General features: G+C 66.1%; 20 protein-coding genes. 11 read left to right on the forward strand and 9 right to left on the reverse strand.

Going from position 1 to position 22,833, the window contains the following annotated elements:
- Nucleotides 1-101: 101 nt before the first annotated feature.
- On the forward strand, nucleotides 102-1,211 hold the full coding sequence (locus Q0316_RS17595) for a CaiB/BaiF CoA-transferase family protein (RefSeq protein ID WP_298674678.1): 1,110 nt from the start codon (nucleotides 102-104) through the stop codon (nucleotides 1,209-1,211).
- Nucleotides 1,212-1,411: 200 nt separating this feature from the next.
- Nucleotides 1,412-1,810 carry a hypothetical protein gene (locus Q0316_RS17600; protein WP_298674681.1) on the forward strand — a complete coding sequence of 133 codons (399 nt, stop codon included), beginning with the start codon at nucleotides 1,412-1,414 and terminating at the stop codon, nucleotides 1,808-1,810.
- Nucleotides 1,811-1,850: 40 nt separating this feature from the next.
- Here Q0316_RS17600 and Q0316_RS17605 read toward each other — a convergent pair whose 3' ends face one another.
- Nucleotides 1,851-2,882: a quinone-dependent dihydroorotate dehydrogenase gene (locus Q0316_RS17605; protein WP_298674684.1), complete on the reverse strand. Its 1,032-nt coding sequence runs from the start codon at nucleotides 2,880-2,882 to the stop codon at nucleotides 1,851-1,853.
- A gap of 315 nt (nucleotides 2,883-3,197) precedes the next feature.
- On the opposite strand from Q0316_RS17605, the gene Q0316_RS17610 reads away from it, so the two are divergent.
- Nucleotides 3,198-5,834, forward strand: a complete 2,637-nt coding sequence (locus Q0316_RS17610) for a TonB-dependent receptor (RefSeq protein ID WP_298674687.1) — start codon at nucleotides 3,198-3,200, stop codon at nucleotides 5,832-5,834.
- Between the two features lie 157 nt (nucleotides 5,835-5,991).
- On the opposite strand, the gene Q0316_RS17615 is transcribed toward Q0316_RS17610, so the two are convergent.
- The 7 genes from Q0316_RS17615 to Q0316_RS17645 form a co-directional block, all read right to left on the reverse strand.
- Nucleotides 5,992-7,005 carry an inorganic phosphate transporter gene (locus tag Q0316_RS17615; protein WP_298674690.1) on the reverse strand — a complete coding sequence of 338 codons (1,014 nt, stop codon included), beginning with the start codon at nucleotides 7,003-7,005 and terminating at the stop codon, nucleotides 5,992-5,994.
- 8 nt (nucleotides 7,006-7,013) lie between these two features.
- On the reverse strand, nucleotides 7,014-8,138 hold the full coding sequence (locus Q0316_RS17620; protein ID WP_298674758.1) for a DUF47 family protein: 1,125 nt from the start codon (nucleotides 8,136-8,138) through the stop codon (nucleotides 7,014-7,016).
- 319 nt (nucleotides 8,139-8,457) lie between these two features.
- Nucleotides 8,458-9,087 (reverse strand): glutathione S-transferase family protein, encoded by a 630-nt coding sequence (locus tag Q0316_RS17625; RefSeq protein WP_298674693.1) that lies wholly within the window; start codon nucleotides 9,085-9,087, stop codon nucleotides 8,458-8,460.
- A gap of 50 nt (nucleotides 9,088-9,137) precedes the next feature.
- Complete coding sequence (locus Q0316_RS17630; RefSeq protein ID WP_298674696.1) at nucleotides 9,138-10,019, reverse strand: dienelactone hydrolase family protein; 882 nt, start codon at nucleotides 10,017-10,019, stop codon at nucleotides 9,138-9,140.
- A gap of 69 nt (nucleotides 10,020-10,088) precedes the next feature.
- Complete coding sequence (locus tag Q0316_RS17635) at nucleotides 10,089-11,180, reverse strand: MBL fold metallo-hydrolase (RefSeq protein WP_298674699.1); 1,092 nt, start codon at nucleotides 11,178-11,180, stop codon at nucleotides 10,089-10,091.
- 173 nt (nucleotides 11,181-11,353) lie between these two features.
- On the reverse strand, nucleotides 11,354-12,028 hold the full coding sequence (locus tag Q0316_RS17640) for a DUF1013 domain-containing protein (RefSeq protein ID WP_298674701.1): 675 nt from the start codon (nucleotides 12,026-12,028) through the stop codon (nucleotides 11,354-11,356).
- Nucleotides 12,029-12,175: 147 nt separating this feature from the next.
- Nucleotides 12,176-12,793 (reverse strand): glutathione S-transferase family protein, encoded by a 618-nt coding sequence (locus Q0316_RS17645; RefSeq protein ID WP_298674704.1) that lies wholly within the window; start codon nucleotides 12,791-12,793, stop codon nucleotides 12,176-12,178.
- 85 nt (nucleotides 12,794-12,878) lie between these two features.
- On the opposite strand from Q0316_RS17645, the gene Q0316_RS17650 reads away from it, so the two are divergent.
- The gene (locus Q0316_RS17650) at nucleotides 12,879-14,495 is read left to right on the forward strand and encodes a DUF6311 domain-containing protein (protein WP_298674707.1); all 1,617 of its coding nucleotides are present in this window, start codon (nucleotides 12,879-12,881) and stop codon (nucleotides 14,493-14,495) included.
- Between the two features lie 9 nt (nucleotides 14,496-14,504).
- Here the strand turns inward: Q0316_RS17650 and Q0316_RS17655 are convergent, their stop codons facing one another.
- Nucleotides 14,505-15,506 (reverse strand): NAD(P)H-quinone oxidoreductase, encoded by a 1,002-nt coding sequence (locus Q0316_RS17655; protein WP_298674709.1) that lies wholly within the window; start codon nucleotides 15,504-15,506, stop codon nucleotides 14,505-14,507.
- A gap of 88 nt (nucleotides 15,507-15,594) precedes the next feature.
- Here Q0316_RS17655 and Q0316_RS17660 point away from each other — a divergent pair, with 88 nt between their 5' ends.
- The 7 genes from Q0316_RS17660 (at nucleotide 15,595) to Q0316_RS17690 (ending at nucleotide 22,833) form a co-directional block, all read left to right on the forward strand.
- Nucleotides 15,595-15,792, forward strand: a complete 198-nt coding sequence (locus tag Q0316_RS17660) for a DUF1192 domain-containing protein (protein WP_298674712.1) — start codon at nucleotides 15,595-15,597, stop codon at nucleotides 15,790-15,792.
- 127 nt (nucleotides 15,793-15,919) lie between these two features.
- Nucleotides 15,920-18,244: an ATP-dependent Clp protease ATP-binding subunit ClpA gene (gene clpA / locus Q0316_RS17665; protein ID WP_298674715.1), complete on the forward strand. Its 2,325-nt coding sequence runs from the start codon at nucleotides 15,920-15,922 to the stop codon at nucleotides 18,242-18,244.
- 317 nt (nucleotides 18,245-18,561) lie between these two features.
- Nucleotides 18,562-19,557: a GGDEF domain-containing protein gene (locus tag Q0316_RS17670; RefSeq protein ID WP_298674717.1), complete on the forward strand. Its 996-nt coding sequence runs from the start codon at nucleotides 18,562-18,564 to the stop codon at nucleotides 19,555-19,557.
- A gap of 164 nt (nucleotides 19,558-19,721) precedes the next feature.
- On the forward strand, nucleotides 19,722-21,398 hold the full coding sequence (locus Q0316_RS17675; RefSeq protein WP_298674720.1) for a diguanylate cyclase: 1,677 nt from the start codon (nucleotides 19,722-19,724) through the stop codon (nucleotides 21,396-21,398).
- A 41-nt stretch (nucleotides 21,399-21,439) separates the two neighbouring features.
- A complete protein-coding gene (locus Q0316_RS17680) occupies nucleotides 21,440-21,637 on the forward strand; it encodes a hypothetical protein (protein ID WP_298674723.1) in 198 nt (65 codons plus the stop codon).
- Between the two features lie 51 nt (nucleotides 21,638-21,688).
- Nucleotides 21,689-21,940, forward strand: a complete 252-nt coding sequence (locus Q0316_RS17685) for an exodeoxyribonuclease VII small subunit (RefSeq protein WP_298674725.1) — start codon at nucleotides 21,689-21,691, stop codon at nucleotides 21,938-21,940.
- Complete coding sequence (locus tag Q0316_RS17690; RefSeq protein ID WP_298674729.1) at nucleotides 21,937-22,833, forward strand: polyprenyl synthetase family protein; 897 nt, start codon at nucleotides 21,937-21,939, stop codon at nucleotides 22,831-22,833. The genes Q0316_RS17685 and Q0316_RS17690 overlap by 4 nt, the downstream gene beginning before the upstream one ends.

The raw sequence follows: 22,833 nt of genomic DNA on the forward strand, positions 1-22,833 counted from the left end.
CAAGACGCGCGGAGGCAAGCGAATGTTCCGCCGCGCCGGGCTGGTAAGCCCATGCCATCCCGCTTAGTCATGCCTCCGGGAACGAGGCAGGAGAGCCGTGCATGAAGCCGCTGGAAGGTATTCGCGTCGTGGAGCTTGCGCGGATTCTTGCCGGGCCGTGGTGCGGCCAATTGCTCGCCGATCTCGGCGCGGAAGTGATAAAGGTGGAACGCCCCGGCGCGGGCGACGACACCCGCCATTGGGGGCCGCCGTTTCTTTACGACGCCGACGGCAACTCGCTCGACGCGGCTTATTACCATTCCACCAATCGCGGGAAGACCGGGATCGCGATCGACATCGCCACGCCCGAGGGGCAGGCGGCGGTAAAGCGCCTGATCGCCGGGGCCGACGTGGTGATCGAGAATTACAAGGTCGGCGGGCTCGTCAAATACGGCCTCGACGCGGCCTCGCTGCGCGCCGCCAACCCCAAGCTGATCGTCTGCTCGATCACCGGCTTCGGGCAGACCGGCCCCTATGCCCATCGCGCCGGATATGATTTCATCATCCAGGGCATTGGCGGGATCATGTCCTTGACCGGCGAGCCGGCCGGCGCACCGCAAAAGACCGGGATCGCCTATGCCGATATCTTCACCGGCGTCTATTCGGCGGTGGCGATCCTCGCCGCGCTGCGCCGCCGCGACGCAAGCGGCGAGGGCGCGCATATCGACATGGCGCTGCTCGACACGCAGGTGGCGGTGCTCGCCAATCAGGCGCTCAACTGGATGGCGAGCGGCAAGGTGCCGCATCGCATGGGCAACGGCCACGCCAACCTCACCCCCTATCAGGCGTTCGCCTGCGCCGATGGCGAGTTGATCGTCGCGGTGGGCAATGACGGGCAGTTCTCGAAGCTGTGCACAGTGCTCGGCCTGCCGCTGGCGGATGACGCGCGCTTCGCCACCAACCCCGCGCGGCTTGCTCACCGCGATGCGCTGATCCCAATCCTGACCCGCGCGATCCTGGACTGGAACAAGGCCGCGCTAGCCGACGCGCTGGAGGCGGCGGGCGTGCCGGCGGGGCCGATCAACAATGTCGACGAGGTGTTCGCTGACCCCCAAGTGATCGCGCGCGGGATGCGTGTGACGCTCGACGGCCTGCCCGGCGTCGCAGGGCCGATCGTGATCGACGGCGAGCGGATGGTGGCGGGGAAGGCCTCGCCGGCGCGGGCGGGATAGGTGCGGCGTTGGTAGCGAGCCCCTTTCAGGTGGGGATTAGGTGGCGGCTTTGCTGCGTCGCGCCTCGGAAGGCGGGCGTCGATATGATATCTCGCCGACATGCATGGGAGCCTGCCGGAACGAACTTATCGCCACGGTGGCGAGTAGCTGTCGCGTTTATCGTAGTTCCAGCGCTCGCAGCGTTCTCGATTGCAGTTGCATTGCCGCTCTATGCCGGCCTTCCGACAATGGCAGAGCGAGTTTGGCGATCCGCGCTGGTGTATGCCGTAATCGGCGCTTACCCGCCCGCAGCGCTATTCGGTATTCCAGCCTATTTCGCGCTACGCAGGCACTTCGCGCCGCATATTACAAACTGCGCGATCGCGGGAGCAGTTGTGGCGTCCCTGCCATGGGCATTTTTGACGCTTGTTAACACACCGGATCAGGCAATCATCGACAACCGCACCACCGTGATTAATGGATCGAAAACCGCGTTCGGATGGCTGATGACCGCGCAGTTACTAGGTGAAATCGCCCTGTTCGGCGCACTTGGCGGCGCTCTGTTTTGGGCAATAGCCGTTGCGGGGAGCGGAGCCGGAAAGGTCCGCGACGGGGAATAGTCCGTTCGGTCAAGAGCGATCAATTGCGCGGCGCCCCACCCTACGTCCCCACCGCTTCCCCTATCGACCGCATCCCCTCGCGCCGCACGCGTTCCGCCAGGCCGTGCGTGATGCGCCGCGCGATGCCGGGGCCTTCGTACACCATCGCGCTATAAAGCTGGACGAGGCTCGCGCCCGCGCGGATGCTCTCCCACGCATGGTCCGCCGTCGCGATGCCGCCGATCGCCACCAGCGGCAGCGCGCCGCCCGTCGCCTTGCGGAAATCGCGCAGCCGCTCCAGCGCGAGCAGCCGCAACGGCTCGCCCGATAGCCCGCCGCCCTCCCCGGCGTGAGGCGAATGCAGCGGCGGGCGGGTGATCGTGGTGTTGCTCACCATCAGCGCGCCCAGCCGCCGATCGAGCGCGGCGCGGGCGATCGCGTCGACATCGGCGGGCTGGAGATCGGGGGCGACCTTCAGGAACACCGGCACTGCCTCGTCCACCTCAGCCAGCACGCGATCGAGCAGATCGTGCAGCGCGCCGACATCCTGCAACGCGCGCAGCCCCGGCGTGTTGGGGCTGGAGATGTTGAGCGTCAGATAGCTGGCATAAGGCGCCGTCAGCCGCGCCATCGTCACATAATCGGCGATGCGATCGGCGGAATCCTTGTTCGCGCCGAGATTGACGCCAACGATGCCCCCGCGCCCCGCCCGCGCCGCGAGCCGCTTCGCCGCCGCCGCCCCGCCCCTGCTGTTGAAGCCGAAGCGATTGATGACGGCGCGATCCTCGGTCAGCCGGAACAGGCGTGGGCGCGGGTTGCCGGGCTGGGGCAGCGGCGTGATCGTCCCCACCTCGGCAAAGCCGAAGCCGAGCGCGAGCAGCGCGTCTGCAACCTCGGCATCCTTGTCGAACCCCGCCGCCATGCCGACGGGGTTGGGAAAGCGCAGCCCGGCCACCTCCACCGCCAGCGCCGCATCCTCCGCCGGCGCGGCGAGGCGCGGCATCAGGCGCAGCGCCGCGATCGTCAGCCGGTGCGCGTTTTCAGGATCGAGCCGAAAGATGGCGGGGCGGATCAGATCATAGAGGGTCGGCACGGGCGCTCCGGGGAAAAGCGGGGGGTTTCGCGTGCCGCTATCCCCGCAAACGCCCCGCCCGCGCAAGGGCGCGCCGGTTCATGTATATTTCATCACGCCGACAATCGTTTCAATCACGTAATATTCGCGAGACGATGGTTCGCGAAAGCATGGCGACAACCACAACCGGGGGTGCCAGGTGTTCCGCTTTTCCGCTCAGGCCATCGCATTGCCAACGGGCACCTGCGCCACCGACCCCGGAACATCACCGGATTGAGTTGCGCGACGCACGCGCCAAGCATCCGTTCATCTTCATTGCCTCATCACCGGGAAATCATGCCTATCTCATCTTCCACCTCACGCTATGCGCTTCAGTCCTCGCTCACGCTCGTGCTCGGCGCGCTCGCGTTGTCCACTCCCGTCCACGCGCAGGAAACGAAGGGAACGCCGCCCGCCGCAGTGCAGACCGATGTGACGGAACAGGAGGATGTCGTCGTCACCGGGCAGGCCCTGCCCGGCGCGGTGATCGGCAACATTCCGCCCGAAAACCAGCTCACCCCCGCCGACATCGCCGCATACGGCGTGAATTCGGTCAGCGATCTGCTCGATCAGATTTCGGACCAGACATCGAGCATCCAGGGGCGCGGCAGCAGCGGCCCGGTGGTGCTCGTCAACGGCAAGCGCATTTCCGGCATCAACGAGGTGGGTGACCTGCCGACTGAGGCGATCGCGCGGCTCGATATCCTGCCCGAGGAAGTCGCGCTGAAATACGGCTATAGCGCCACGCAGAAGGTGGTGAACATCATCCTGCGCCGCCGTTTTCATGCGCGCGTCGTCAGCGTCGGCGCGGGTGCGGCGACCGAAAGCGGCGGCGGCAACGCCAGCGGCGAATTCGGGCTCACCAAAATTCGCGACAATGAGCGGCTGAACGTGGTGGCCCGCGCCAGGACAAGCGCGGCGCTGCGCGAAAGCCAGCGCGGCATCATCGCCGATCCGGCGGCGAGCGATCCCGCCAATCCGTTCGCGAGCGACACCGATTTGCGCACGCTCCAGCCTTCGACGCGCAACTATTCGCTCAACAGCACCTATGCCTATCAACTCTCGCCGAAGCTCACCGCGTCGCTGAACGGCACCGCAGGCTATCAGACGAGCCGCGGGCTGGTCGGCGGCGCGCCGCTCTCCGCCGCGCTCGATCCGAATGAGATCGCCGCGCTGCGGCAGGATAGCAACACCTTCACCGCGCATGGCGGCGTGACGCTGAACTATGATCTGTCGACGAACTGGAAGCTGTCCTTCACCGGCACCTACGATCATAGCGACACGCGCAGCGACACCGATCGCTTCCAGAGCGGCAACATCCGCGATCAGCATGGGATTGCGATCGGCAACACAGCCGGCGCATCGTTGTTGGTGTCCGGCCCATTGTTCGCGCTGCCCGGCGGCAAGGTGCGCACGTCGTTCCAGATGGGTGGGAATGCCAGCCAACTCACCTCCACCACCGATCGACTGGGCGCCGCCACCCTGTCCAACGCGATCACGCGATCCACGGGCAACGCACAGCTCAGCTTCGACATCCCGCTGACCAGCACCAAGACCGGCTTCCTGAGCGCGATCGGCACGCTGACCGCCAACATCAACGGCGAACTGAACCAGCTTTCGGATTACGGCACGCTCGGCACGTTCGGCTATGGCCTGAACTGGACCCCGCGCACCGGGATCAGCGTGATCGCCTCGGTCAACGAGGATCGCGTCGCGCCGACCTTGCAGCAACTCGAAGCGCCGCTGCTCGTGGTGCCCAATGTGCGCATCTTCGATTATGTGACCGGGCAAACCGTGCAGATATCGCAGATCATCGGCGGCAATCCCAATCTGAGGGCCGATGATCGGCATGTGTTCAAGCTCGGCTTCTCGGTGAAGCCGGTGTCGAAGCTGGATCTGACGATCAACGCCAATTATCTCAGCAGCCGGGTGAACAATCCGATCGGCAGCCTGACGGGGGCGAGCCTGTTCGCGCAGAATGCCTTCCCCGATCGCTTCATCCGCGATGAAAATGGCGAACTGGAGAGCATCGACGCACGACCGCTGAACTTCGCGCGGGAGGAAAAGGAACAGCTCCGCTGGGGCGTCGTCTTCTCCAAGGTGCTGCGCGCCGCGACCCGCCCCACGCCGCCGCCCGGCGGATGGCCGCGCCGCAATCGCGAGGGCGACCAATCCGGTCGGCCCGGCGCGGATGGCGCGACACGGCCGCCGCAGCAACTGGAAGCGACAGGCGTGCAGGGCGCGCCGGGCGACGTGGTGGTCAACGGTGGGCGCGGTGCGGGCGCGGATAGCCCGCCACCCCCGCCCGGCGACATGGGGCCACCACCCGAAGGCTTCGGCGGCCCGCGCGGGGGGCCGGATGGCCATGGCGAAGGGTTTGGCGGCCCCGGTGGTGGCTTTGGCGCGCCGGGCGGTGGCCGTCGCGGCGGCTTCGGCGGTGGCCGTGGCGGCGGCGGCAACGAGGCGCGGCTACAGCTTTCGATCTGGCACACCTGGGCGATCCGCGACACGCTGGTGCTGCGTGATGGCGCGCAGCCGCTCGATCTGCTTGCCGGAGACACGATCGGCGCGATCACCCAGCCGCGGCATCAGATTTCGTTCAACGCCGGCGTGGTCGACAATGGCGTCGGCCTGCGGCTGAGCGGAAGCTGGAGCGGCGCGGCGACGACCCGCACGTCGGCGACCCCGGCGGTGGGCGACCTGCATTTCTCGTCGCTCGCGAAATTCAACCTGCGGCTGTTCGCCAATATCCAGCAGCGCCTGCCGCACGAGGCATGGGCACGCGGGCTGCGTCTGTCGTTGGGGGTGAACAATATCTTCGACAGCCGCCAGCGCGTGACCGACGCGACCGGCGCGACGCCGCTTGCCTATCAGCCGGGCTATCTCGATCCGATGGGGCGGACGATCAGCCTGTCGCTGCGCAAGATGTTCTGAACTGGCGGATATGGGGCTCGGCCCGGTCGAGCCCCGCGATCGCGCCGGCGCGCGCCCACATCCCGCCGGCAACGCTCACCCCGCCTACCATGCCAGTATCGCGAATGGGGCGTGGGGTGGCGGAGCGGGCGGGTGTCGCCGCTTTCCCGCCAGCGGATCAGAACAGCCGCGTCACCAGATAGAAAAGCGCGCCGATTACCGCGGATGCCGGGATGGTGATGATCCACGCCACCACCACATTGCTCGCCACGCCCCAGCGAACGGATGAAGCGCGCCGCGCCGTGCCCGCGCCGACGATCGCGCCGGTGATGGTGTGGGTGGTGGATACCGGAATGCCCAGCACCGAGGCGCCGAACAGCACGATCGACCCGGCAAACGACGCGCTGAAGCCCTGATGCTGCGACAGCTTGGTGATCCGCGAACCCATCGTCTCGATGATCTTCCACCCCCCCGTCACCGTGCCGAGCGCGATCGCGACATAGCAACTCACCGCCACCCAATGCGGCACCTCGAACGGGCCGGTCAGATAGCCGGTGGAATAGAGCAGGACAGTGATGATCCCCATCGTCTTCTGCGCATCGTTGAGGCCGTGGCTGAGCGAATAGGCCGCCGACGAGAACAAATGCATCACGCGGAACGATCGCTCCGCCTGGCCCGACGAGGCGCGGCGCAGCGCCCAACTGCTGGCGAGCATCACCAGCATCGCCAGCATCATGCCCAGCAGCGGCGACAGCACGATCGCCAGCAGCGTCTTGTTGAGCCCGGCCCATTTCACCGCCGCCATCCCGCCATGCGCGACGCCGGCGCCGACCAGCCCGCCGACCAGCGCGTGGCTGCTCGATGACGGGATGCCGCGCAGCCAGGTGATGACATTCCACGACATCGCCCCGCCGAGCGCGCCGAAGATCACCGCGGGCGTAACGATATTCTTGTCGATCAGCCCCTTGCCGATCGTTTCCGCCACCGCGTGCAGGCTGGGGAAGGCGATCGTCAGAAAATAGGCGGCGAAGTTGAAGAACGCGGCGAACGCCACCGCCTTGACCGGCGAGAGCAACCGCGTCGCGACCACGGTGGCGATCGAATTGGCGGCATCGTGCAGGCCGTTGAGATAATCGAACGCCAGCGCGACGAAGATCAGCCCGACGAGCAACGGAAAGGCGAGCGAGTGCATCTTTCGGATCAGGCGTGATCTATCACGATGCCGTCGATCTCGTCGGCGACATCCTCGAACGCGTCGACGATCCTCTCCAGATGCTTGTAGAGTTCGCGCTCGACAACGAAACGCAGCGTATCCTGCGTCCCGTAATTTTCCAGCGAACGCTTGAGCCCGGCGGCGTGGACCTCATCGGCATGGCCTTCGATCCGCACCAGCCGCTCGGTCAGTTCGTGCAGACGCGGGCCGTTGCGGGAAACGTCGCGCAGCAACGGCATCGCTTCCGCCGCGACGCGCGCGGCGTCGAGCACGATGCCCGCCATGTCGCGCATTTCCGGCGCGAATTCGGTCACCTGATACAGGTCGATCGCGTTCGCCGCCGCCTGCATCTCGTCGATCGTATCGTCCATCGCGCCGATTAACGCCGTGATCGCGCCGCGATCGAACGGGGTGAGGAAGGTGACGCGCACCGTGGTCAGCACGTCACGCGTGATCTGATCCGCGTCATGCTCGCGCTCGATGATCTCGCGGATATGCTCGCGCGCGGCGGGGCCGCCTTGCAGCAGCCGCGCGGTCGCCTCCGCCCCGGCGAGCACGGTGGCGGCATGGGCTTCGAACAAATCGAAGAAATTGCCGGTCTTGGGCAGCAATCGCTGGAACCAGGCGAACATTGAGCGGACTCCGGAAATTGGTTGTTGGCTGGTCAGCAGTGATTGCCGGCGCACCGCCACCTCGAATTGCGAGGGGGCGAAGGATCGGATCAGTTCGCGAAGATCGGGCTCGTCCACCGCATGGGCGGCATCGGCGAGCGAGAACCAGCGGCGCTCGCGCTCCGCCTGTTCCTTCCATGTCGGCAACTCGCTGGTCACCGCCAGCGGGAACAGTTCGACATCGGCCATCAGCGACGCGCCGCTGCTGCGCCGCTTGCGATAGCGATAGGTGCCAAGCGGCACCGGGCAGAGCGCACCGCGCACACCCGCCTCCTCCTCCGCCTCCAGCGCCGCAGCGGAATGGGGCATGGAACCGGGGCCGATATTGCCTTTGGGCACGACCCAGCGGCCCGTCCCGCGCGACGTTACGAGCAGAACCTGGATTTCGCTGTCCCGCACCGATCCGTCGATGCGATAGGGAAGCGCGGCGATCTGGCGAATGGCCTGTCTCTTCTGACTGATTCGAGCCGCCCCATATCCGGGCGAGCGCAGAATGTCATCGCCGCATCACGTCCGCAAGCGCCACCGGCAACGATTGCCATGCATCCGCACCGGGGCGGTGGCGCGCCAGCCGTCACCCTGCCGGAATGTCCGGGGCGGATCGGCAGTCAAATCCGATGGTCGGCGAATGACGCAATTGCGGTGTCCCCGGAAGCGATATCACCCCGAGTTCCGAGCGGGCACGCGCCAAAGCATGGATACGAACACGAAAGTGATTCGCCACACCCGGCGCGCGCCGCCTATCCGCCCCGATATTCCCTTATGCGTCCGCCGGCGCCTGCTGCGGCATCAGCGCGTCGTCAATCTCCCGCGCGCGCACCGCCGCCGCGCGCGCCATGATGCGTTCCGCGTAACGCTCGAACGCGGGGCGCTTCGGCAGTGATCCGAACTCCATGCCCCAGTTCACATGGCTGCCGACATAGACATCGGCCGCGGTGAAGCGATCGCCGGTGATATAGGGATGCGCGGCCACGGCCTGTTCCAGCACGTCGACGACGCGATCGAGCGAGCCGTAACCGGCCATCGTCTGCTGCCGTTCGTCGAGCACCACGCCGAACGAATTATTGGTTGTCGCCGCCTCAAGCGGGCCGGCGGCGAAGAACATCCAGCGGAAATAATCGGCGCGTTCCCCATCGCGCGGCGCCAGCCCGGCTTCGGGAAATGCCTCCGCAAGATAGGCGACGATCGCCGCGCCTTCCGTCACCACGCGCCCCTTATGGGCGATCGCCGGCACCTTCCCCATCGGGTTGATCGCGAGAAACTCCGGCGCCTTCATCGTCGTGCCGTAATCGAGCACCACCGTTTCATAAGGCGCGCCCACTTCCTCCAGCATCCAGCGGACGACACGACCGCGCGACATCGGATTGGTATAAAAAATCAGATCGCTCATCACGGCCTCCTATCGACTCGGCTTGGAACAAAATATGAACGAACCGCAATTCAGCCGTCAAGATATTTGTGCAGAAACGCGATCGTCCGCCCCCAGGCGAGATCCGCCGCCGCCTTGTCGTATCGCTCGGCGGAGGTATCGTTGTTGAAGGCATGATCGACCCCCGGATACGTGAACGCCTCCACCGTTTTCCCAGCCGCCTTCAGCGCCGCGACCCATGGCTCCCCGGTCTGTGCGACGCGCGTGTCCTTGCCGGCGTAATGAAGCATCATCGGCGCCTGCACCTTCGCGGCCAGTTCGGGCGCGGGCGCGGGGCCGTAATAGGCGACGGCGGCGTCGATCGCGTCACCACCGGCCACCGCGAGCCGATCGACCAGCGCGCCGCCCCAGCAGAAGCCGACCACGCCGCCCTTCCCGCTCGTCTCCGGCCCCTTGCGCGCGGCGGCGAGGATCGCGAGCCCCTGCGCGACGATCACGTCGTAATCGGCCTTGGCGATCATCTCACGCGCCTTGTCCTCATCAGCCGGCGTGCCGCCCCATGGCGCGAGGAAATCGGGCGCGACCACGCGAAAACCCGCGAGCGCCACGCGGCGCGCGACATCACGGATATGATCGTTGAGCCCGCGATTCTCGTGGATCACCATCACCGTGCCGAGCTTGCGCCCGCCCGCCCTGGGCCGCGCGAGATAAACGATCGACGGCTTGCCCGCGACCGTCGATCTGACAGTGCGCGTCAGCAGCCGCGCGTCATCGGCCTTGGTGATCGAGGCAGCGGCGGGCGAGGCGCCGATCGCGGCGATCAGCGCCTCCGCGACGACGGCTGAGCCCGCCAGCGCGGTCATCTCGCGCAGCAGCGTCCGCCGATCGCGATGCTCGTGGGTGAAAGCGTCGTACAGCCGCACGGCGCGGTCGCGTAGCGTGGGATCGGTCATGCGGCCTCCGATTCGCCCCCCGGCGAACGGCGGATCATAATCGCGCGGCGGCGAAGTGAAAGCCGCGCGTCAGGCGCGCGCGTACCACCACACGCCATCGCGCACCTCGCGCACCGCCCGCCCCTCTACCTCCAGCCGGCGCAGATGCGCGAGTGCCTCGCCGGTCGCCATGCCGATCACCTCCGGCCCGATCGGGCGGCGGAACAGGGTGGTGAAGCAATCGACCGCGCGGATCGGCCCCGCCGCCATCAGGTCCACCAGCGCATCCAGCCGATCGCGATGTTCGTGATCCAGCGCATCGAGCCGCGCGTGGAGCCCGTAAAAGGGATCGCCATGCCCCGGCAGCACGAGCAGATCCTCGGGCAATTGGCGGAACTTCGCGATCGAATCGAGCCAGTCGCCAAGCGGATCCTCGTTGCGCTGGCTGACATGCAGCGAGACGTTCGAACTGATCTTGGGCAGCACCTGATCGCCGGCGATCAGGATGCGGCGATCATAATCGACGAGGCAGGCGTGTTCGGGGCTGTGCCCGTTGCCGGTGACGACGCGCCAGGCCGCCCCACCGATGCGCAACTCCTCGCCATCGCGGATGCGCGTATAGGTGAGCGGCAGCCGTGAGATCATCTTCGCGAAATTCGACCAGCCGGATTCCTTGCCGCGCGTGATCTGCGCCTCGTCCCACCCCGCGCCGCGCCAATAATCGAGCTGTTCGCGCGGCACGTCCGGGCGCCCGTCCGCCGCCAGCATCCGCGCCATCAGCCATTCGGTGCGGGTCATCACGATGGGCGCATCGTCGAACCGGCGCGAAAGCCAGCCCGCGAGGCCGATATGATCCGGATGCAAATGGGTGCCGAGGATGCGACTGATCCTCGTACCCTTAAGCGGGCCGTCGAGAATCGTGTTCCACGCCTCGGTCGAGCGCGGCGAAGCGGTGCCGGTGTCGATCGCCATCGCCTCGTGATCGCCATCGTCCAGGATCAGGCCGTTAACGTGCTTGAGCGGGCCGGTCATCGGCACTCGCCACCAGCGAATGCCCTCCGCGAGCGTGAGCAACTCACCCGGCTGCGGCCCGCGCTCGCCAAAGGGAAAGGTAAGGCCCGCGTGACTGGTGGGGGTGAGCCCCTCATCGCCGATCAGGGTACGCTGGATATTTGCTGCCATCGCGAACGACGTGCCACCGCCGCGCGCATTACTCAAGCGATCGGCTTAAATTCTCGCGCGCGACAATGATGGATACAGGCGAGCAACCGGGCGGCCCGATCGGTTCGCCCCGCGCCGCCTCCCGCGCAGCCTGGTCGCGCGGGAGCCATCACGATGAAACCGGAGCGACCGGATCAGCGGCGAAACGGATCCTCGAAGCCACCATCGTTCGATGCCTCGTCGCCAGCGGATTCGGCATCGCGCGCCGCCTGAAGGCGCTCGGCACGAAGCTGTTCGATCAGCGCCTCGCGATCGCCTTCAAGCCGGTGATCGGTCGGCGCCTGTTCGACGCCCGACGCCTTCGCCGCCTTGGACACGGCCGCGTCCAACTCGCGCTGCGTGGTGAGGCCGAGCGTCACCGGATCCTTCGGCACGATATTGGCGATGTTCCAGTGCGAACGCTCGCGGATCGCGGCGATCGTGGTGCGCGTCGTGCCGATCAGCGTGGAGATCGTGCCGTCGGTGATTTCGGGGTGATTGCGGATGATCCAGGCGATGCCGTCCGGCTTGTCCTGCCGCTTCGAAACCGGCGTGTAGCGCGGCCCCTTGGTGCGGCGGACCTGCTCGGGGCCTTTGGTCATCTGAAGGCGGTAATCAGGGTCGCGCTGCCCCTTTTCGATCTGCTCCATCGTCAGTTCGTGCGCTCGCACCGGATCGCGACCGGTCAGCTTGGTCGCGGCGGTATCGTCCGCGATCGCCTGCACCTCAAGGATATGCAGGCCGCAGAAATCGGCGATCTGCTCGAAGCTGAGCGCGGTATTGTCGACCAGCCATGAAGCGGTCGCATGGGGCATGAGCGGCTGGGCCACGGCGAAAACTCCATCGCAAACAAATAGGGCCGCCCCTTACCGGAGCGGCCACGTCACTTTTGCCGACTTAGTGCGCCCGGCGCGCGAGGGCAAGCCATCAGGCCGCGTGTTCGATCGGAACGTCGCTGATCCGGATTGTGCGACAGCTCAGCCGCCCATCACGATATGGCGCGGCAGGGCGGCGACGCGCGCGAGCCATGCTTCCACCGCCGGATAGCGCGCCAGATCGAACCCGCCCTCGCCCGCGACATGGGTGTAGGCATAGAGCGCGATATCGGCGAGCGTGAACCGCCCGGCGGCGAACCAGTCCGCCCGATCGAGATGCGCGTCCATCAGCTTCAGCGCATCATGCCCCGCCGCTTCCTTCGCCGGAAGCAGCGCGCGCTGCGTCTCCGTCAATTGCTCCACGCCCACGATCGCGCGCCAGAAGCGCAGCGTCGCGATGTTCGGCTCGTGATTATATTGCTCCCAGAACATCCAGCGCAGCATATCGGCATGATCGAAGCGATCGACCGGGATCAGCGGCGAGCCATGCGCGAGGTAAAAGCAGGCCGCGCCGCTTTCCGGCAGATAATCGTCCCCGATCTGGAGCACCGGGATGCGCCCGTTCGGGCTGACCTGCGCCAGAAAGGCCGCGGTGCGCGTCTCGCCGCGCATGATGTCATAACCGCGCCGCTCGATCGGGATGCCGACATGCGCCGCCGTCAGGCGGATTTTGTAGCAATTGCCGGATATCGGATCTTCATGGAGGATCAGCGCGCTCATCGCGAAGACATGCCGCTTTGGCTATCCGCGCGCAAACAAAAGCGACTTTGGGCGATCTTAACCATCCCGCCCTTAAGCACAGACGATGCTCGCGTTCGTCGCCCGACTGCCATTGATCGTGCTGCCGATCGCGCTGTTCCTGGCGCTGTTCAACCCGGCGACGCTCCAGATCGACAATGTCGGCTGGCTGATCCGGGGCAGCGACAATGGTGAAAACGCGCTTGGCACCCATGCCTTTCTGCATGACGACCAAGCGGGGTGGAACCTGCGCACCGGCCTGCTCAACGCGCCGGACGGGGTGTCGATCCTGTTCACCGATTCCAATCCGCTCGTGACGCTGGCGGCCAGGCCGTTCGCGGCATTGCTCCCGAACGATGCCCAACTGGTCGGGCCTTGGCTGCTCGCCTGCCTGTTTCTGCAGATATGGTTCGCCTGGCGGCTGCTGAAGCCGCACGCGCCCGATGCGATCAGCCTGTGGTGCGGCGTCATGCTCCTCGCCGCGCTCCCCACGTTGATGAACCGCTATATCCACGCCAATCTGTTCGCCCATTGGCTGATTCTGTGGGCATTGTGGCTGTTCACCGACCGGGATCGTGCCCGCTCGCTGCCGCGATGGGCGATCCTGCTCGTCGTGACGGCGCTGATCCACAGCTATCTGCTGGTGATGACAGCCGCGATCTGGGCGAGCGCGATGCTGATGATCTTCTGGCAAGCGCCGACGCGCCGCGAACGGCTGCGGATCGGGCTGGGCAGCGCGACGATTTTAGGCATGTTATTGGCGGTGGAATCCCGCCTCGGGGCGGGAGGGCGCTTCGCGGTTACCGGCACTTACGGATATTTCGCGATGCCGCTCGATGCGTTGTGGAACCCGGCGAATCCGGGATACCGCACGCTGCTGCCCGCGATCCCGCAACGCGAAGGACGCGGGCTCGAAGGATTCCAGTATCTCGGCCTTGGCATATTGCTGCTGGTTCCGGCGGCGATCTACGCCACGTCGAAATATCGCGGCGACGCCGCTGAACGCGGTATATTGCGCCGCCTCGCATGGCTCGTTCCCGCATTTGTCGTGCTTGCGCTGATCGCCGTCAGCCCGTTCCCCGATTTCGCCGGGGCGAAAGTCGCGCGTTTCACATTGCCCGAGGCGCTGGCCCCCTATCTCGATCTCGTTCGCGCGTCGGGCCGGCTGTTCTGGCCCGTCGCCTATACGCTGGCCTTCGCATTGCTGCTGCTGGTTTTCCGCCTGCCGGAACGGCGCGCGCCGTTGTTGCTGGCGGGCGCACTGGCGGTGCAGGCCGCCGACACGGCGGGAATCGCAGCCGCGGTGCGCGCGACCAGCGCCGAGGCGGCGCACCGTGAAACCTACGTCCGCACGCTCGATCCGCGCTGGGACACAGCGATCGTTGCGGCACACGACGTAACATTCGTTCCGGCGCGCGCCGAAGCCGATCTCGGGCTGTTCCAGGAAGTGGCGTGGCGATCAATCAATCACGGGCGACCGATGCGGCTCGTTTATGCCGCGCGCAAATCGCCGGCGACGGAGGCGCGCCTCGCGTCCGAAACCGCCGACTTCATCGCGGGCAAACTCGCGCCCGACAGGCTTTATGTGCTGCTCAACCCCGTCCGAATCCCCCAATCGGCACGGGCGCGCGAACTGGTGCTCGACGGCATCACGGTGATCGTTCCACAACGCATGACGCGCTGAGGAGCCGCCTCACCCTATCGTCAGCACGATCTTGCCGACATGCGCGCCCGCCTCCATCCGGCGATGCGCCGCCGCGGCATCGGCCAGCGGATAGCTGCGGTCGATCACCGGGCGCAGCCGCCCGGCCTCGACATGGGGCCACACCAGCCGCTGCAATTCCTCCGCCACCAAGGTCTTGAAGCCATTGTCGCGCGGGCGCAGCGTCGATCCGGTCAGCGTCAGGCGGCGGCGCATGATATCGAAGATCGGGATCGTCGCGCTCGCCCCGCCCTGCACCGCGATCGACACATGGCGCCCATCCTCGGCAAGACATTTGAGGTTACGCGGCACATAATCCCCGCCAACCATGTCGAGCACCGCCGCGACGCCCCTGCCGCCGGTGATCTCCTTCACCCGCGCGACGAAATCCTCGGTGCGATAGTTGATCGCATGATCCGCGCCGAGCCGCTTCGCCGCCGCGACCTTGTCGTCCGAGCCGGCGGTGACGATGATCTCCAGCCCGAAGATATTGGCAAGCGCGATCGCCATAGTGCCGATCCCGCTGGTGCCGCCATGGACGAGTACGCGATCGCCCTCCACCGCGAAGGCGCGCTCGAACAGATTGGTCCACACGGTGAACAAGGTTTCGGGGATCGCCGCCGCCTCGATCATCGTCACCACTTCGGGCACGGGCAGGCACTGGCCGGCGGGCGCCACGGCATATTCGGCATAGGCCCCGCCCGCGACCAGCGCGCAGACTTGTCGCCCGATCAGCGCGGCGTCCACGCCCGCACCCGCAGCGACCACGGTGCCGGACAATTCCAGCCCAAGGATGGACGGCGCACCGGGCGGAGGCGGGTAGCCCCCCATCCGCTGGAGGATATCGGGCCGGTTCACCCCAGCGGCGGCCACGCGGATCAGCACCTCGCCCGCCGCCGGCTGTGGAACAGGGCGCGCGACAGGAACCAGCACCTCCGGACCGCCGGGCGATTCAGGATCAATCGCCATCATCGTCACCGGAAGATCGGTCATCGGCTTCAGCCCCCTTTTCGCCGCGAAACCAGCGCGGCATTTCAGCTCGCTTATTGACTTCGCCCCGGCGGGGGTCAACGCTTCGCGGATGGACCTGGACGACATCCTTGGGCCGCGGCCCGACGATCCGCTGACCGCGCTGCTGCGCGAGGATCTCGATCGCCTGTCGGTGGCCGAGCTGGAAGCGCGGGTTGTGGCGCTGGAAGGCGAAATCACGCGCTGCCGCCGCAAGATCGAAGGCGCCGTTAACCATCGCGCAAGCGCAGACGCGCTATTCAAGCGATGATCGCTGGCGCATCGGGCCGGTTTGTCGCTCCCGGTGCGGAATTTCCGGCGCTTGATGCGGGGGCCTTTCCTTCCGACATAATGGGAAAGGGGCCGCGCATGTGTCGTGGCCTGTCAGGAGTATCGTAATGCCATCCTTTGCCAGCGCACTCGAAACCACGCTGCACAAGGCGCTAGAGGCAGCCTCCACCCGCCGCCACGAATATGCGACGCTGGAGCACCTGCTGCTCGCGCTGATCGACGACGAACATGCCAGCCAGGTGATGGCGGCGTGTGGCGTCGACCTACCCGAGCTGAAAACCACCGTCGCGCATTATCTCGATACCGAGCTTGGCGCACTGAAGGTGGAGGCCGCGACCGATCCTTCCCCCACCAGCGGCTTCCAGCGTGTCGTCCAGCGCGCGATCCTCCACGTCCAATCCTCGGGGCGCGACGAGGTGACCGGCGCCAACGTGCTGGTCGCGCTGTTCTCCGAGCGCGAAAGCTATGCGGTCTATTTCCTCCAGCAGCAGGATATGAGCCGGCTCGACGCGGTGAGCTTCATCAGCCACGGCGTGGGCAAGGGCGCGGGCGCCGCCGCTGTCGAGGCCGCCACGCCCAAGGGCGCCGAGGAGGAAAAGAAGGACAAGCCCGAGACGAAGCAGAAGGGCGAAAGCGCGCTCAAGCAATTCACCGTCGATCTCAATGAAAAGGCGAAGGCCGGCAAGGTCGATCCGCTGATCGGGCGCGGGCCGGAGGTGGATCGCACGGTGCAGATTCTCTGCCGTCGCTCGAAGAACAACCCGCTCTATGTCGGCGATCCGGGCGTGGGCAAGACCGCGATCGCGGAAGGGCTGGCGCGCAAGATCGTCGAGGGCGACGTGCCCGACGTGCTCAAGCCCGCCGTGATCTATTCGCTCGACATGGGCGCGCTGCTCGCCGGCACGCGCTATCGCGGCGATTTCGAGGAACGGCTGAAGGCCGTCGTCAACGAACTGGAGAAACTGCCCGACGCGATCCTGTTCATCGACGAGATCCACACCGTGATCGGTGCGGGCGCGACCAGCGGCGGCGCGATGGACGCCTCCAACCTGCTCAAGCCCGCGCTGTCGGGCGGCACGATCCGCTGCATCGGCTCCACGACGTACAAGGAATTCCGCAACCATTTCGAGAAGGATCGCGCGCTGCTGCGCCGCTTCCAGAAGATCGACGTCAACGAGCCTTCGGTGGAGGATACGATCAAGATCCTCGCGGGCCTTCGCACGGCATTCGAGAGCCACCACAATGTGAAATACACCCCCGACGCGATCAAGTCGGCGGTGGAATTGTCGGCGCGATACATCAATGATCGCAAGCTGCCCGACAAGGCGATCGACGTGATCGACGAGGTGGGCGCGATGCAGATGCTGGTGCCGCCCTCCAAGCGCAAGAAGACGATCACCCCCAAGGAGATCGAGGCGGTGATCGCGACGATGGCGCGCATCCCGCCGAAAACGGTGAGCAGCGACGACAAGAAGGTGCTGGAAACGCTCGACACCGATTTGAAGCGCGTCGTGTTCGGCCAGAACAGGGCGATCGAGAATCTGTCATCGGCGATCAAGCTTTCCCGCGCAGGGCTTCGCGATCCCGAAAAGCCGATCGGCTGCTATCTGTTCACCGGCCCGACGGGCGTGGGCAAGACCGAGGTGGCCAAGCAACTCGCCTCGATCATGGGCATCCCGCTCCAGCGGTTCGACATGTCGGAATATATGGAGCGCCATTCGGTCAGCCGGCTGATCGGCGCGCCTCCGGGCTATGTCGGCTACGATCAGGGCGGCCTGCTGACCGACGCGGTCGATCAAAATCCGCACAGCGTGCTGCTGCTCGACGAGATCGAAAAGGCGCACCCCGATCTGTTCAACATCCTGCTGCAGGTGATGGATAACGGGAAGCTGACCGATCACCACGGCAAGACGGTGGATTTCCGCAACGTCATCCTCATCATGACGACGAACGCGGGCGCGAGCGACATGGCGCGCGAGACGCTGGGCTTCGGCAACCTCACCCGCGAGGGCGAGGACGAGCAGGCGGTGCAGAAGATGTTCACGCCGGAATTCCGCAATCGCCTCGATGCGATCGTGCCGTTCAGCTATCTCCCGCCGGAGGTGGTCGCGCGGGTGGTGGACAAGTTCATCCTCCAGCTCGAACTCCAGCTTGCCGATCGCGACGTGCACATCAAGCTTGATGATCCGGCGCGCCAGTGGCTGACCGACAAGGGCTATGACAAGCTCTATGGCGCGCGGCCGATGAGCCGGCTGATCCAGGATAAGATCAAGCAGCCGCTCGCGGAGGAATTGCTGTTCGGCAAGCTCGTCCACGGCGGCGAGGTGACCGTGAAACTGAAGGATGGCGCGCTCTCGTTCGAGATCGTCGGTGCCGCGCCGAAGAAGCCGCGCAAGAAGGGCGGCCCGAAGGTCGAGAAGGTCAAGGCCTGACCTGACACACGCCGGCGACCGATCGGGCTTCCCGATCCGTCGCCGGCGCCATTTCGCGCCGCACCGTTTCGCGCTGTCAGCGATCCGCAACGCCCGGCGCGCATGACATTCCACGCCCTGGCGCTCCCCGCCGGGCGACCTTTGCCGATCGCACATAACGCAATTGCGAGCATTCGCCACGATCGAACCGTAAAGAAAATTGACGACGCGGCATCGCGCAAGTGCTACGCGCAATATTCGGTCGCGTTAATTGCAAAATCGTCTATGGCGAGCGCCGTCATCACCTATCCTTTAACTATCACAGCTATAATATACCGATGAACGCGATCAAAGATCTTAGCGAGCGAACCATTGCGTTTCTCGACGGCCAGCATCTGCCGCCTACCCCGCATAATTACGCGCTCGGCTTTGCCTATCTCAACGGCGCGCAGACGGAACTCGGGCGGAAGATTCTCTCGATCATCGACGATGGCGTGCGGATCACCCAATCCGAGGCGGATTCGCTTCATGCCAGCTTCTGTGGTGGCGGAGCGACTGACTGTTCGCCCCGCCCTCCTGCCGCATCACCGCCGCAGGTCGATCGTAACGCGGAGGCGCTCAGGCATCAGACGCTGCGTCTGGCCGATCTGGCTGCGGCGGCGCAGGCGACGACCGGCGAATTCAGCCGCGAACTCGCCTTTCGGCTCGACGGTTTTCCGGCCACTGACGCCGCGTTGTTGCAGGAACTGATCGTCGCGACGCTTGCCCGCTCGCAACGCTCCGAACGTGAACTCGCCGCGACCACCTTGCAGGTGGAGGAATTGCGCAACAAGCTGGAGATCGCGCAGGGCGACGCGGAGCGCGACCTGTTGACCGGGCTGCCCAACCGGCGCGGGATCGAAACCCATCTCGCCCGCGCCTGCGCCAGCGGCGATCCGCATGTGATCGCGATGTGCGACATAGATCGCTTCAAATCCTATAACGATCGCTATGGCCATGCGGTGGGTGATCGCGTGCTGCGGACGGTCGCGGCAAGCCTCACGCAATCGCTGGACGGCCAGTTCGTCGGGCGCTGGGGCGGGGAGGAATTCCTGCTGGTGCTGCGCGCCGATCTCGTCGTGGCGCGGATGATCGTCGACGACGCACGGCTCGCGCTGCGCGAACGCCACTTCAGGCTGCGCGAAACCGACGAGCCGATGGGCAGCATCACCTTCTCCGCCGGAATCGCGACGCTGCCCGCCGACGAGCGCCTGATCGAGGCCACGATGAAACGCGCCGACGCGCTGCTTTACGAGGCCAAGGAACAGGGGCGTGATCGGGTGATCGCCGGCTAGCGCGGTTTTGCGATCCGAGAGCACCGGATCGCGGCTCAATTTTCCCTGCTCGGGCCGGCTTCCGGGCCGGCAGGCTATTCCACCTGCCTTGAAATCGCTCAAAAAACCATCATCACCTCAAATAATTTACCATCTGTTCGGATGCTGCGGCTAGAGCCACGGGCATGTCGGGTCGCACGACTTTGAGATTGCTATACGGGGCGCTGATTGCGCTCGTTGCGTTGCTGACGGCCTGGCCGGCAGCGGCGCAGCAAGGCATTGCGGGCACCCCGATCGCGATTTGCGTCGCGCCGGTTCGTCCGGGCGACACCGCCGCCGCGATGCTCCGCGCCGACGATCGCTATGATTGTGCGCGGGCACAGACCGAGTTCGGCCCGGGCGACTATTGGGTTCGCTCCACACGGCTTGCGACCCGCGCCGAGACGATCCGCACGGCGAGCGTATGGCAGGATTCGGCAACGCTCTACATCGCTTATGCCGATGGCATGGTGCTCACCGATCGCATGGATGGCGTGGATGCCACCCGCTCGATCCGGATGGGCGCGATCTTCGAACGCCCGCTGCCGGCGCGCGCCGCGCCGATAACGCGGCTGCTGTGGAAAGTGGACGGCAGCGCCAATCTGCGCGGCATCGTGGTCGGCCCACGGCTGGCGACATTGCACGAAAGCGCGCGCTCCGATCTGCTGCTCGGCTCGCTCTACAGCGCGTTCGGCGGGCTTTGCCTCGCGCTGCTGGTGTATAATCTCGCGCTGTGGGGGGCGCTGAAGCACGGTTTCCAGCTCGCTTATTGCGGGATGGTGTCCGTGCTGATGCTCTACGCTTTCTCCTCCTCCGGCGCGATGGCCTGGGCCTTCCCCGGCATGGAGAACAACACGCGGCTACGCATCAATTACCTGTTGCTCTCGATCTCCGCGGCAAGCGCACTGGCGTTCGCGCGCAGCTTCTTCGAACGCAGGATATTCGAAGGATGGATCGGTCGCGCGGCGACCGGGGTGTCGATCGCGCTGCTGGCCACATCGCTGATCGTGGTTTCGCTGACTCCCTGGCGGATGAGCTTGCTTGACCGGCTCTTCGCGGTGAGCTTCATGCCGCTGATCGCGCTGGTGCCGTTCATTCTGTGGGAGGCCTGGCGCAAGCGCAGCAACTATCTGTGGCTGTTCACCATCGCCTGGGCCGCGCCGGTGGTGCTGGCCGGGTTTCGGGTCGCGGACCATTTTCATCACGTCTCGTGGAGCCTGCTGCTCGACAATTCGACCATCCTGTCGATGACGGTGGAGGCCCTGATCTCCAGCGTGGCGATCGCTTACCGCTTCCGCGTGATCGCGATCGAGCGGGACGAGGCACGCGAAAAGGTGATCGCCACGCGACTGCTGGCGGATGCCGATCCGCTCACCGGGCTGCTCAACCGGCGTGGTTTCCTGCAGGCCGCGATCGGGCGCGCGCAGCCGCACCTGCTGGTGCTGGCCGATATCGACCATTTCAAGGCGGTCAACGAGGCGCTGGGCCATGATGGCGGCGACGAGGTGCTGCGGGTGATGGCGCGCGCGCTGCGCGCCGCCGCGCCGCCCGACGCGCTGATCGCGCGGCTGGGCGGCGAGGAGTTCGCCTTGCTGGTGCCCGATTGCGGGCAGGATCTCGCCGGCGAGGTGCTGGCCCGCGTGCGCAGCGAACGGATGCCATTCGATATCCGCGTCACCGTTTCGCTCGGCACCTGCATCGGCCCTATCGCCAGCGAACAGAACTGGAAAACGCTCTATCGCGACGCCGATCAGGCATTGTTCGCCGCCAAGTCCGCCGGGCGCGATCGCGTGCGGCACGCGCTCGCGCCGATCGCTGCCTGAAACTCTTTCGCACAGCCACCGAATCCGCTAAGGGCAGCGCCATGGAACGCCGCCGTCGCGCCGCATTGCTGATCGCCGCCGCGCTGCTGATCGCAGGCGTGGGCGAACGCCGTCCGCTGATCTCGCTCAGCCTGCCGACGACCGATTCGGTGATAAAGGCGGAGACGGGCCAGCGCGCGACGCTCGAACTGGGCTTCCTCGGCCTGTCGGTGCTGGTGAAGCTGTATAACACGCACTGAGGTTCGCCATCATCCTTGACCCCCGGCCAACCCCTGCCGCATAGCCGGTGCATGGCCTCCGCACCCGACGAAAACGCGATCCCCACCATGACGTTCGAGGCGGCGCTGCGCGAACTGGAAGCGATCGTTCACAAGCTCGAATCCGGCGAAACGCCGCTGGCCGAGGCTATCACCCTTTATGAGCGCGGCAATGCGCTGCGCGCACGCTGCGCCGAACGGCTCGATGCGGCGCAGGCACGGATCGAGGCGATCCGGCTCGATGCGGAAGGCCGCGCCAGCACCACGCCGTTCACCGCGGGATGACCCCTTCTCCCGCGCTTCAGGCGGCACTGGCCGATACCGCGCGCGAGATCGACGCCCGTTTCGATATTTTACTGGCGATCCCCGACGATTCGCGCGCGGGGCTGTATCGCGCGATGCGCCACGCCGCGATCGGCGGCGGCAAGCGGCTGCGCCCGTTGCTCGTTTTCGCCACCGCGCAAATCTTCGGTTGCGATCGGGATTACACCGCGCGCGTGGCCACCGCGCTGGAATCCATCCACGTCTATTCGCTGATCCACGACGATCTCCCGGCGATGGACGACGATGACATGCGCCGCGGCAAGCCAACCGTCCACAAGGCGTTCGACGAGGCTACCGCCACGCTCGCCGGCGACTGCCTTCACGCGCTCGCGTTCGAGGTACTGGCGGATCCGGCCACCCATCCCGATCCGTTCGTCCGCGCCGAGCTGGTGTTCGATCTCGCCCGCGCTGCCGGGCCAGCCGGAATGGCCGGCGGCCAGATGATGGACCTTGAGGCCGAGCGCGCGCGATTCGATCTCGCCACGGTCAGCCGGTTGCAGGCGATGAAGACCGGGGCGCTGATCTCTGCCGCCGTGGAAGCGGGGGCGATCCTGGGCCGGGTGCCGCCGGAGGGGCGAACGGGCCTGCGCGGCTATGCCCGCGACATCGGCCTTGCCTTCCAGATCGTCGATGATCTGATCGACGTGGAGGGCAATGAGGCGCTTGCCGGCAAGAAGCTGCGCAAGGATGCCGGCGCGGGCAAGGAAACCTTCGTCTCGCTGCTCGGCGTGGAACCGGCGCGCGCGCGCAGCCGGCTGCTGGTCGATCAGGCGATCGCGCATCTGCGCCACTACGGGCAGGAAGCGGATTTGTTGCGCGATATCGCGCGCTACGTGCTGGAAAGGGATCGTTGA

It is taken from the genome of uncultured Sphingomonas sp. (assembly GCF_937871615.1).
Classification (GTDB): Bacteria; Pseudomonadota; Alphaproteobacteria; order Sphingomonadales; family Sphingomonadaceae; genus Sphingomonas.

Coding starts and splice junctions, on each gene's coding strand:
- Q0316_RS17615 (WP_298674690.1), bottom strand. CDS start 7,005: ATGCACTCGCTCGCCTTTCCGTTGCTCGTCGGGCTGATCTTCGTCGCG.
- Q0316_RS17690 (WP_298674729.1), top strand. CDS start 21,937: ATGACCCCTTCTCCCGCGCTTCAGGCGGCACTGGCCGATACCGCGCGC.
- clpA (WP_298674715.1), top strand. CDS start 15,920: ATGCCATCCTTTGCCAGCGCACTCGAAACCACGCTGCACAAGGCGCTA.
- Q0316_RS17610 (WP_298674687.1), top strand. CDS start 3,198: ATGCCTATCTCATCTTCCACCTCACGCTATGCGCTTCAGTCCTCGCTC.
- Q0316_RS17595 (WP_298674678.1), top strand. CDS start 102: ATGAAGCCGCTGGAAGGTATTCGCGTCGTGGAGCTTGCGCGGATTCTT.
- Q0316_RS17685 (WP_298674725.1), top strand. CDS start 21,689: ATGGCCTCCGCACCCGACGAAAACGCGATCCCCACCATGACGTTCGAG.
- Q0316_RS17670 (WP_298674717.1), top strand. CDS start 18,562: ATGAACGCGATCAAAGATCTTAGCGAGCGAACCATTGCGTTTCTCGAC.
- Q0316_RS17660 (WP_298674712.1), top strand. CDS start 15,595: ATGGACCTGGACGACATCCTTGGGCCGCGGCCCGACGATCCGCTGACC.
- Q0316_RS17680 (WP_298674723.1), top strand. CDS start 21,440: ATGGAACGCCGCCGTCGCGCCGCATTGCTGATCGCCGCCGCGCTGCTG.
- Q0316_RS17630 (WP_298674696.1), bottom strand. CDS start 10,019: ATGACCGATCCCACGCTACGCGACCGCGCCGTGCGGCTGTACGACGCT.
- Q0316_RS17655 (WP_298674709.1), bottom strand. CDS start 15,506: ATGACCGATCTTCCGGTGACGATGATGGCGATTGATCCTGAATCGCCC.
- Q0316_RS17625 (WP_298674693.1), bottom strand. CDS start 9,087: ATGAGCGATCTGATTTTTTATACCAATCCGATGTCGCGCGGTCGTGTC.
- Q0316_RS17650 (WP_298674707.1), top strand. CDS start 12,879: ATGCTCGCGTTCGTCGCCCGACTGCCATTGATCGTGCTGCCGATCGCG.
- Q0316_RS17645 (WP_298674704.1), bottom strand. CDS start 12,793: ATGAGCGCGCTGATCCTCCATGAAGATCCGATATCCGGCAATTGCTAC.
- Q0316_RS17675 (WP_298674720.1), top strand. CDS start 19,722: ATGTCGGGTCGCACGACTTTGAGATTGCTATACGGGGCGCTGATTGCG.
- Q0316_RS17635 (WP_298674699.1), bottom strand. CDS start 11,180: ATGGCAGCAAATATCCAGCGTACCCTGATCGGCGATGAGGGGCTCACC.